The organism is Streptomyces geranii (assembly GCF_002954775.1).
GTDB lineage: Bacteria > Actinomycetota > Actinomycetes > Streptomycetales > Streptomycetaceae > Streptomyces > Streptomyces geranii.
The window spans coordinates 297,033-307,805 of the sequence record NZ_PJME01000008.1; the positions used below are offsets into that span (position 1 = coordinate 297,033).

The following is a 10,773-nucleotide window of genomic DNA, read 5'->3' on the forward strand; positions in this document are numbered from 1 at the left end:
GCGGCCGTGGCGCAGGGCGCTGGGTGCCCGGTATGCGAGGGGTGAGCCGGGCGGGCGGGGCCGACTGTCAGTGGGGCCCGATATCGTCGTATGCGTGTCGTCCCTTGCGCTGTACCGCCGCTACCGCCCGGAGTCGTTCGCCGAGGTCATCGGGCAGGAGCATGTAACCGACCCGCTGCAGCAGGCGCTGCGGAACAACCGGGTCAATCACGCGTACCTGTTCAGCGGGCCGCGCGGCTGCGGCAAGACGACCAGCGCGCGCATCCTGGCGCGCTGCCTGAACTGCGAGCAGGGCCCGACGCCGACGCCCTGCGGCGAGTGCCAGTCCTGCCAGGACCTGGCGAGGAACGGCCCGGGGTCGATCGACGTCATCGAGATCGACGCCGCGTCGCACGGTGGCGTGGACGACGCCCGTGACCTGCGAGAGAAGGCATTCTTCGGACCGGCGAGCAGCCGCTACAAGATCTACATCATCGACGAGGCCCACATGGTCACGTCGGCCGGTTTCAACGCGCTGCTGAAGGTCGTCGAGGAGCCGCCGGAGCACCTCAAGTTCATCTTCGCGACGACGGAGCCCGAGAAGGTCATCGGGACGATCCGCTCCCGGACCCACCACTACCCCTTCCGCCTGGTCCCGCCGGGCACGCTCCGCGAGTATCTGGGCGAGGTCTGCGGCCACGAGAACATCCCGGTCGCCGACGGCGTCCTGCCCCTGGTCGTGCGTTCCGGGGCGGGATCGGTACGAGACTCGATGTCCGTCATGGACCAGCTGCTGGCCGGTGCCGGTGCCGACGGTGTGACGTACGCCATGGCCACCTCCCTGCTCGGTTACACGGACGGCTCGCTGCTCGACTCCGTGGTCGAGGCGTTCGCCTCCGGGGACGGCGCGGCGGCCTTCGAGGTCGTCGACCGCATCATCGAGGGCGGCAACGACCCGCGCCGTTTCGTCGCCGACCTGCTCGAACGTCTGCGCGACCTGGTGATCCTCGCCGCCGTGCCCGACGCGGCGGAGAAGGGGCTCATCGACGCCCCCGTGGACGTGGTCGAGCGGATGCAGGCCCAGGCCGGCGTCTTCGGCGCCGCTGAACTCAGCCGCGCCGCCGACCTCGTCAACGACGGATTGACGGAGATGCGCGGCGCGACCTCGCCCCGACTCCAGCTGGAACTGATCTGCGCGCGCGTGCTGCTGCCCGCCGCGTACGGCGACGAGCGCTCGGTCATGGCCCGGCTCGACAAGCTGGAGCGAGGCGTCAACTTCGCCGGCGGCCCGGCCACGGGCCCGGGCGGCGCCGGCATCGCCATGGGGTACGTGCCGGGTCCCGGCGCACATGGCGGTCCGGCGGCGTACGAGGGCGCCGTGCCCGGGGGTGCGCCGGTCGGGGGTCCTGTGGGGGCCCCGATGCCGGCGGGCGGCGGAGTCGCGGCGGCTCGGGCGGCGGTACGGGGGCCTGATGCGCAGGGCGGGGGAGCGGCGAGTGCGTCCCCGGTTGCGCCGGGGGTCTCGGGCCCGGCGGGTGCGTCGTGGGGGGCGGGTGGTGTGCCGGCCGGTGCGGCGGACGCGGGCGGCGTGCCGGTTCCGCAGCCCCAGCAACCCCAACAGCCCCAGCAGCCGCATCAAGCGAATCAACCTCAGGTCCAGCAGCCTCCCCAGCACCAGCAACCTCAGCCCCAGCCCCAGCCCCAGGCTCCCGCCGCTGCGGCCCCCGCTGCCCCCGGCGCCTGGCCCACCGCGTCGCCCGTGGGCGGTGGCCGACGCCCCGGTGGCTGGCCCACGGCAACTCCGGCGGGCGGCGGACAGCCCCCGGCCCCGGCTGCGCCCCAGGCCCCGTCCTACGCCCAGCCTCAGCCCCAGGCCCAGCCCGCTCAGCCCCAGGCTCAGGCGCACGCGCCCGTGCACGGCGGTCTCGACCCCCGCATGCTCTGGCCCAACATCCTGGAGTCCGTCAAGAACCGCCGCCGGTTCACCTGGATCCTGCTCAGTCAGAACGCCCAGGTCAGCGGCTTCGACGGCACCACACTCCAGCTGGGCTTCATGAACGCGGGCGCGCGCGACAACTTCTCCAGCAGCGGCAGCGAGGAAGTGCTGAAGCAGGCGCTGATGGAACAGTTCAACGTCCAGTGGCGGATCGAGGCGGTGGTCGACCCGACGGGGGGCGGTGGCCAGACGGCTCCGGCGACCGGGGGTTACGGGGGAGGCGGCGCCCCCGGTGGATACGGCGGCGGAGGTGGAGGCGGGGGCGGCTATGGCGGCGGCGCCGTGTCGACGCAGGCCCCGCCCCAGCAGTCGGCGCCCCCGACACCGGCACCCGCACCGGCGCCCAGTGCTCCCCGCCCGCAGGCCTCCGCTCCGGTACCGCAGCCCTCGTCGGCCCCGGAACCCCCGCCGGTCTCCCCCGAGGACGACGTCCCTGAGGACGACGACCCGGACCTCGACGAGACCGCGCTCTCCGGCCACGAACTGATCGTGCGGGAGTTGGGGGCGACGGTGGTGGAGGAGTTCTCCAACGAGTGAACGAGTAGCTGTCCTGGGGTGGGGATGGTTCGGTCCAGGGCAGGTTTTCGCCCCCGCCGCCCCTACCCGTCCCATCCCGTTCCTGGGGGCTGCGCCCCCAGACCCCCGCTTGTCGCGCTGACGCGCTCGTCCTCAAACGCCGGACGGGCTGGGGGTGGGGGCGGCCATGTGGGTGGGTGGGAGATCGGCCTGGACGGCCTCGCCCTCAAACGCCGGACGGGCTGAGATGCCCCGGCCTGGGCTGGGTGAGAGGCAGTAAACGGGTGGGTGGGCGGGAAAACTCCGCCTGACCGGCCTCGCCTCGCAGCACCCTGTCCGGCCACCCCGGCCACCCCGGCCACCCCCGCCAACCTGCTGTCGGTTGAGAGGCCGGTAGTCAGCCCGTCCGGCGTTTGAGGACGAGGCCGTTCAGGCCGACAGCGGGGGTCTGGGGGCGCAGCCCCCAGCGAGGCCCGCACCAGCCCCGGTAACCATCCCACCGCCGCCCACTAAACTGACCCCGTGAACGTCCTCCTCATCGGCAACGGCGCCCGCGAACACGCCCTGTGCCGCTCCCTGTCCCTCGACCCCGACGTCACCGCGCTCTACTGCGCCCCCGGCAACGCCGGTATCGCCGAGGTCGCCGAGCTGCGTCAGGTCGACCCCCTCGACGGTGCGGCTGTTGCCGCGCTGGCTGTCGAAGTGGGCGCCGACCTCGTCGTCGTAGGGCCGGAGGCGCCGCTCGTCGCCGGGGTCGCCGACGCCGTGCGAGGCGTGGGCATCCCCGTCTTCGGACCCTCCAGGGAGGCCGCGCAGCTGGAGGGCTCCAAGGCCTTCGCGAAGGACGTCATGGCGGGCGCCGGTGTACCCACCGCCCGTTCCTACGTCTGCAGCGCTCCCGACGAGGTGGATGAAGCCCTCGACGCCTTCGGTGCGCCGTACGTCGTCAAGGACGACGGACTCGCCGCCGGCAAGGGCGTCGTCGTCACCGACGACCTCGCCGCCGCCACCGCGCACGCGAACTCCTGCGACCGCGTCGTCATCGAGGAGTTCCTCGACGGCCCCGAGGTCTCCCTCTTCGCGATCACCGACGGCGAGACCGTCCTCCCGCTCCAGCCCGCCCAGGACTTCAAGCGCGCGCTGGACGACGACGAGGGCCCGAACACGGGCGGCATGGGTGCGTACTCGCCGCTCCCCTGGGCCGACCCGAAGCTGGTCGAGGAGGTCCTCCAGACTGTTCTGCAGCCCACGGTCGACGAGCTGCGCCGCCGGGGCACCCCCTTCTCCGGCCTCCTCTACGCCGGTCTCGCGATCACCTCGCGCGGCGTCCGCGTCATCGAGTTCAACGCCCGTTTCGGCGACCCCGAGACCCAGGTGGTCCTGGCCCGGCTGAAGACCCCGCTGGCCGGCATCCTCCTCGCGGCGGCCAACGGCACCCTCGCCGATCTGGAGCCCCTGCGCTGGAGCGACGACGCGGCGGTCACCGTCGTCATCGCCTCGCACAACTACCCCGGCACCCCGCGTACCGGCGACCCGATCACGGGCCTCGCCGACGTGGCCGCCGAGGACGCCCCGCACGCGTACGTCCTGCACGCGGGCACGAAGCACGACGGCGACGAGGTCGTCAGCGCGGGCGGCCGGGTGCTCTCCGTGACGGCGACCGGCAAGAACCTGGGGCAGGCGCGCGACCGCGCGTACACCGCCCTCGGCCGTATCCACCTGGACGGCTCGCAGCACCGTACGGACATCGCCGCGAAGGCGGCGGCGGGGGAGTAGGCCACGCCGCCCGGATCGCGCCGCGATCCGCCCGCACACACCGATGAACCTCTCGGGCCCCGCATCCGTCTAAGGATGCGGGGCCCGAGAGCCGTTCAAAGGCCGCCACCCCGCCTCTGTCTCACTCCCGAACTCTCTCCGAACCCACTCCCGACCCCTCTCCGAACCCTCTCCGAACCCACTCCCGAACCGCCTCCCACCTGCCGATTCCCCGCCGCTTCGTCGCCGCCGCGCGTCACCCACCTTTCCCCAAAGCCATTCCATCGAGTGACCGATCCCCCATCCGGCTGACGAGGACCGGGCCCCCAACTATGGTGCGGCGCAAGCGTTCCGGCACTTGGCCCACCGGCATTGCGATGTCAGTGGTGGGTGCCACAGTGGGGGAGTGAGCAACGTCAGCGTGTGCGGAGACGGTGAGAAGGCAGGGGGTGGCATCCGGTCGTGACCGGTATGGGTGTGGAGGCAGGCGCGCAGGTCGCGCGATCCCGGGCCCTCGCCGTGCTGCGCATCCGCAGCAGGGCCCTGGCCGTCGCCCTGCTGCCCGCGGCCGTCGCCGTCGTGCTGCTGGCGGGCGGCTCCACCGGCCACCTCGTGGGCGCCGGCTGGGACCTCGCCCGCTGGATCACGGGCGGCGCGGCAGTCGTCGTACTCCTCGCGGCGACCGTCATCGCCCTGGTCGTCGCCCGCGCCCGCCCCGCCATGAGCCCCACGGTCGCGATAGCCGAGGAGTCGGCGCCCGACCTCTATCACCTGGTGCGCGACCTGGCCGACCGCCTGGGCGTCCCCGCACCCTCCGCGATAGCGCTCACCCCGGACTGCGACAGCTGGCTGGAGGACCGCACCCACCGCGCCCACGCCCTGCCCCCGGCGGAGGGCCGGGACGAGATATCGGGTGTACGAGGCCTGCGCCCCGCCCTCCAGGGACAGCACCGGCGCGCTGCCGCCGCCGCGGCGCCCGTCCTCGTCATCGGCTCGCCGTTCCTGTGGTGGATGCGCGTCGGCGAGCTGCGCGCGGTCCTCGCGCCGGTCGTCGCCGGTACGGGACCTTCCGCGCACCCGGACATCGCGGCGGCGCGGCGCTTCGTCCGGGGCCTGGACGCGGCGGTGGCCGTCGCGGCGGCGCCCCAGCGCGGGCCCGTCGGCCGGGCTGCGCTCGCGGGCGTCGGCTGGGTGTCGAGGCTGCTGCTGCGCAGCTGCCGGGTGCACGCGGCCGAGATGGAGCGCGGGGTCGCCTCGGCGGCGGCCGAGCGTGCACAGGCTGTGGACTACGGGCTGCGGATCGTCGCACAGGAGCAGGTCGGGCTGGCGTACGCGGGCTGGGACCGCCTCCTGACCCGGGTCGCGCTGCCCGCCTGGCGGATGGGCCGCTGGCCCGCCCGGCTCGACGCGGGAGTCGTCGCGGCGCTCACCGAACTGTCCCGGCGCGACCGCCTGGCCGAGGGCTTCACGTCCCGCCTGGGCGAACGCCCGGCCTGCGACCTGCTCGAAGAGCCCGGCGCGATCGACGAGGCGGCCTCGCTGCTCGCCGCCCGGCTTTTCCACGGGGGCCCGGCCGAGTCTGGTCCTGACTGGGCGCCGGTGGACTGGCAGGAGTATCCGGAGGAGGTGGTCGACCGCAAGTGGCGTACGGACGCGGCCCGTCTACACCGGGTCCTGGACACCCTGGGCGTCCACCACACGACGACACCGGCCCGCCAGGGCCCCGACGCCCCGACGCTGTCCCGGGTACTGAGCCACTTGACGACGCCGCAGTCGCCCGGGACGCCCGCGAGGGAGCACGAAGGAGAGGTCGAGGGCGAGAGCGAGGGCGAGGGCGAGTGCAGGGACGGTGACGAGTACAGGGACGGTGACGGGTACGGGGACGAGGGCGAGTACGGGGACGACGGGGACGGCGAGCGGGTGGGGAGTGAGCGCAGCGAGGCGCTGGCTGCGGGGATCAGTGCGGAGGTCGCCCGCGAGGAGGCGGCGGTGCCGGCGGGCCACCTGACCGGCCAGGGCCCGGACACGTCCGGCTGGGACGACGGCGCGTTGCCGCTGTTCCCGCTGCAGCCGCCGCGTACGGGGCGTGAACTGCTCGCGGATCACGTCACGGCGATGGTGTGCTGCGCGGCGATGGACACGGCGGGCGCGACACCGGGCCTGGACTGGCTCGACGGCCCGTCCCTCCTCCTGAACGGCGAACGGGCGGTGGACCTGGGCCCGAGGGTGCTGACCCTGATAGAGAGGGGCGATCCGGGGCCGTTGGAAGCGTGGCTCCGCACAACGGGAGTACGCCCGGAGAAGCCGGTACGCCTGGTGTAACCGGCCTTTTCCTCGCCCCCGCCGCCCCTACCCGTCCCATCCCTGGGGGCTGCGCCCCCAGACCCCCGCTGTCGGCCTGAACGGCCTCGTCCTCAAACGCCGGACGGGCTGAAGATGCGGACCGGCACTCAAAGATCAAGCCCCGGCCTGCACCCTCAAGCGCCAGCCGGCAGCCTCCGCCCCCTATCTGCACCCTCAAGCGCCAGCCTGCACCCTCAAGCGCCAACCGGCAGCCTCCGCCCCCTATCTGCACCTTCAAGCCCCGGCCTGCACCACTCAGCCCGTCCGGCGTTTGAGGACGAGGCCGTTCAGGCCGAACTCCCACCCACCAGCCCCGCTTCACCCACCCACTCCAGGCACCCACCCTCCAGCCCGTCCGGCGCGTGAGGACAAAGCGGGGGTCCGGGGGCGGCAGCCCCCGGGGATGGGACGGGGAGGGGCGGCGGGGGCGAGGAAAAAACCGGTCGGAGCCCTCCCTTCCGCTTATGGTCAATTCGCGACGAACGGTGACGGACTGCGTGCGTAATGTGATGTGCTGGGACCGATCGCGCACATGGCAATCGCTCGGGACATAAGACAACGGGACGCAAGGCCGGCACGCACGCACCTGACGGGGGAGCCAGGGAGGGAAGCAGTCATGGGGTCGCAGCCGATCCGCCGCTGGGAGTCGGGAGCACTCGCGCACGCCGTCACGGACCCCTTCGGCCTGGGCCCCGTCCCCTGGCTCCGAGGCAGCGAGGCCTACTTCGACGACACCGGACACGTAGTCCCCTGGTACGTGGACCCGGTGGATCCGACCCCCACGCCCACCGCCACCGGCACCCCAACCGCCACCGCCGGAATCCCCACCCCTCGGGTCCCCCCGGTCCCCCGCACCACGCCCCGCCCCACCGGCGGCCCCCGAGCCGCCGACGACGTACACCGGCAGATCAAGGGTTTCACCTCCACCGGCCCCGCCGCCCCCGGCGAGTCCATCGACTTCCACATCACCGTCGACCCGCCGCAAGAGTTCGCCGTGGACATCTACCGCATCGGCCACTACGGCGGCGACGGCGCAGCGAAGATCACCACCAGCCCCCGCCTCTCCGGCATCGTCCAGCCCCCGCCCCTCACCGCCGACCGCACCGTCTCCTGCCACCACTGGTGGCTCTCCTGGCGGCTGCAGATCCCGTCGTACTGGAACATCGGCGCGTACGTCGCCGTCCTCACCACCGCAGACGGCTACCGCTCCCACATCCCCTTCACCGTCCGCGACAACCACCCCGCCGACCTGCTCCTCCTCCTGCCCGACATCACCTGGCAGGCGTACAACCTCTACCCGGAGGACGGCCACACCGGCGCGAGCCTCTACCACGCCTGGGACGACGAGGGCCGGCTCCTCGGTGAGTCCGACGCCGCGACGACCGTCTCCTTCGACCGGCCGTACGCCGGCGCGGGCCTCCCCCTCCACGTCGGCCACGCCTACGACTTCATCCGCTTCGCCGAGCGCTACGGCTACGACCTCGCCTACGCCGACGCCCGCGATCTGCACGCCGGCCGCGTCGACCCCACCCGCTACCGGGGCCTGGTCTTCCCGGGTCACGACGAGTACTGGTCCGCCCCGATGCGCCGCACCACCGAACTCGCCCGCGAGAACGGCACCTCGCTCGTCTTCCTCTCCGCCAACACCATGTACTGGCAGGTCGACCTGGCCCCGTCCCCGTCCGGCGTCGCCGACCGCCTCCTCACCTGCCGCAAGCGCCGAGGCCCCGGAAAACCCGCCCTCTGGCGTGAGATCGACCGGCCCGAGCAGCAGTTGATCGGCATCCAGTACGCGGGCCGGGTCCCCGAGCCCACCCCCCTGGTCGTCCGCAACGCCGACCACTGGATGTGGGAGGCCACCGGCGCCCACGACGGCGACCAGATCGACGGCATGGTGGCGGGCGAGGCCGACCGCTACTTCCCGCGCACGCAGCTCCCCGAGCACGAGGACCGCATCCTCCTCGCGCACTCCCCGTACGCCGACGCCGAAGGCGCCCTCCGCCACCAGGAGACCTCCCTCTACCGCTCCCCCTCCGGCGCCCTGGTCTTCGCATCCGGAACGTTCGCGTGGTCCCCCTCCCTGGACCGCCCCGGCCACGTGGACCCCCGTATCCAACGAGCCACCGCGAACCTCCTGGACCGCATCTGCAAACGCGACTGAGCCCCACCCCGGAACCGAAGCCGAAGCCCCCGGCGAAAAAGGTGTGCTCCCCATACGGGAGAATCAAGCCACTTGGACATTGGACATCACCACGGGGAGGAACCGTGTCCGGATTCGTAGAAAAGCCCGAGCCCCTCCAGGTTCCGGGTCTGGTGCATCTGCACACCGGCAAGGTGCGCGACCTGTACCAGAACGAGGCGGGCGACCTCGTGATGGTCGCCAGTGACCGTATCTCCGCCTTCGACTGGGTGCTGCGCACGGAGATCCCCGACAAGGGCCGCGTCCTCACCCAGCTCTCGCTCTGGTGGTTCGACCAACTCGCCGACCTGGCCCCCAACCACGTCCTGAGCACCGAACTCCCGCCGGGCGCCCCCGCCGACTGGGCGGGCCGCACCCTGATCTGCAAGTCCCTGCGCATGATGCCGGTCGAGTGCGTGGCCCGCGGCTACCTCACCGGCTCCGGCCTCACCGAGTACACCGCGTCCCGTACGGTCTGCGGCCTGGCCCTCCCCGAGGGACTCACCGACGGCTCGGAACTCCCCGCCCCGATCTTCACCCCGGCCACCAAGGCCGCGGTCGGCGACCACGACGAGAACGTGTCGTACGAGGAGGTCGCCCGCCAGGTCGGCGCCGACACCGCCGCCGAACTCCGCCAGGCGACCCTCGCCGTCTACGCCCGCGCCCGCGACATCGCCCGCGACCGGGGCATCATCCTGGCCGACACGAAGTTCGAGTTCGGCTACGAGAGCACGGCGGCGGGCGAGACCCTGATCCTCGCCGACGAGGTCCTCACCCCGGACTCGTCCCGCTTCTGGCCGGCCGCCGAGTGGGAGCCCGGCCACGCCCAGCCGTCCTTCGACAAGCAGTTCGTACGGGACTGGCTCACGTCCGCCGAGTCCGGCTGGGTCCGCGCCAGCGAGCAGCCCCCGCCGCCGCTCCCGCAGGAGGTCACGGACGCGACCCGCGCCAAGTACATCGAGGCGTACGAACGCCTGACGGGAGTCAGCTGGACCTGAGCCGGACGCCCCCGGCACACGCCGAAGGCCCCGGTCCAGTGGACCGGGGCCTTCGACTTCCGAGCGGACGACCAGGTTCGAACTGGCGACCTCAACCTTGGCAAGGTTGCGCTCTACCAACTGAGCTACGTCCGCATCGCGCCCCGCACACCGCCGTACGAACCTGCCGTACGTGCCGTGGCGCGAGACCAACTATACCCAACCCCGAAGCCGTGCGATCCGTACCGCCGCATGCCGGTTCTCCGCCCCGAGTTTCGAGACGGCCGACGACAGGTAGTTCCGTACGGTCCCCTGCGACAGGGCGGCCCGCTCGGCGATCTCGGCGACCGGGGCGCCGTCGGCGGCGAGTTCGAGCACCTCGGCCTCGCGCGAGGTCAGCGGCGAGTCCCCGGCGGAGATCGCGTCGGCGGCCAACTCGGGGTCGACGTAACGGTTTCCGGCGTGCACGGTACGGATGATCTCGGCGAGCCGCTGCGCGCTGACCGTCTTCGGGACGAACCCCCGCACACCCGCCTCAAGCGCCCGCTTCAGATGCCCGGGGCGGCCATGGCTGGTGACGATCAGCACCCGGCACTCCGGGAGTTCGGCCCGTAGCGATGTGGCGACCTTCACACCGTCGGCGCCCGGCATCTCCAGATCGAGCACGGCGACGTCGGGGCGATGCGCCCGGGCCATCGCCAGCGCCTCGGGCCCGGTGGCGGCCTCGGCGACGACCACGAGATCGTCCTCCAGCGCGAGCAGCGCGGCCAGCGCACCCCGGATGAGGTGCTCGTCGTCGGCCAGCAACAGCCGCACCCCACTCATGAAGTCACCTCACTCACAACGAACCCGCCGCCAGCCCCCGACCCGGAGCCGGACCCGGACCCAGCCCCCGACCCGGACCCGGACCCAGCCCCCGACCCAGACCCGGAATCCGACCCAGACCCGGACCCCGACCCAGACCCCGACCCAGACCCGGAATCCGACCCAGACCCGGACCCCGACCCAGACCCCGACCCAGACCCGGA

The 10,773-nt window shown here is 72.7% G+C and carries 7 protein-coding genes and 1 tRNA gene; 5 read left to right on the top strand and 3 right to left on the bottom strand.

Annotated elements, in window-relative coordinates; translation table 11 throughout:
• Positions 1-94: 94 nt before the first annotated feature.
• From CW359_RS15150 to CW359_RS15175, 5 genes are all read left to right on the top strand, one after another.
• Positions 95-2,512 (top strand): DNA polymerase III subunit gamma and tau, encoded by a 2,418-nt coding sequence (locus CW359_RS15150; RefSeq protein ID WP_105970445.1) that lies wholly within the window; start codon positions 95-97, stop codon positions 2,510-2,512.
• Between the two features lie 501 nt (positions 2,513-3,013).
• On the top strand, positions 3,014-4,267 hold the full coding sequence (gene purD, locus CW359_RS15155) for a phosphoribosylamine--glycine ligase (RefSeq protein WP_105970446.1): 1,254 nt from the start codon (positions 3,014-3,016) through the stop codon (positions 4,265-4,267).
• A gap of 450 nt (positions 4,268-4,717) precedes the next feature.
• Entirely contained in the window at positions 4,718-6,568 is a 1,851-nt protein-coding gene (locus tag CW359_RS15160) for a M48 family metallopeptidase (protein ID WP_198655227.1), read from the top strand.
• A gap of 637 nt (positions 6,569-7,205) precedes the next feature.
• Positions 7,206-8,750, top strand: coding sequence for a N,N-dimethylformamidase beta subunit family domain-containing protein (locus CW359_RS15170; protein ID WP_105970449.1), 1,545 nt, complete (start codon positions 7,206-7,208; stop codon positions 8,748-8,750).
• A 104-nt stretch (positions 8,751-8,854) separates the two neighbouring features.
• Entirely contained in the window at positions 8,855-9,766 is a 912-nt protein-coding gene (locus CW359_RS15175) for a phosphoribosylaminoimidazolesuccinocarboxamide synthase (RefSeq protein ID WP_105970450.1), read from the top strand.
• A 62-nt stretch (positions 9,767-9,828) separates the two neighbouring features.
• On the opposite strand, the gene CW359_RS15180 is transcribed toward CW359_RS15175, so the two are convergent.
• The 3 genes from CW359_RS15180 to CW359_RS46450 all read right to left on the bottom strand — a co-directional run.
• Positions 9,829-9,901, bottom strand: a tRNA-Gly gene (locus CW359_RS15180).
• Between the two features lie 57 nt (positions 9,902-9,958).
• A complete protein-coding gene (locus CW359_RS15185; protein ID WP_105970451.1) occupies positions 9,959-10,570 on the bottom strand; it encodes a response regulator transcription factor in 612 nt (203 codons plus the stop codon).
• 9 nt (positions 10,571-10,579) lie between these two features.
• The coding region (locus CW359_RS46450) for a hypothetical protein (protein WP_232838400.1) at positions 10,580-10,773 on the bottom strand (194 nt) is incomplete at its 5' end.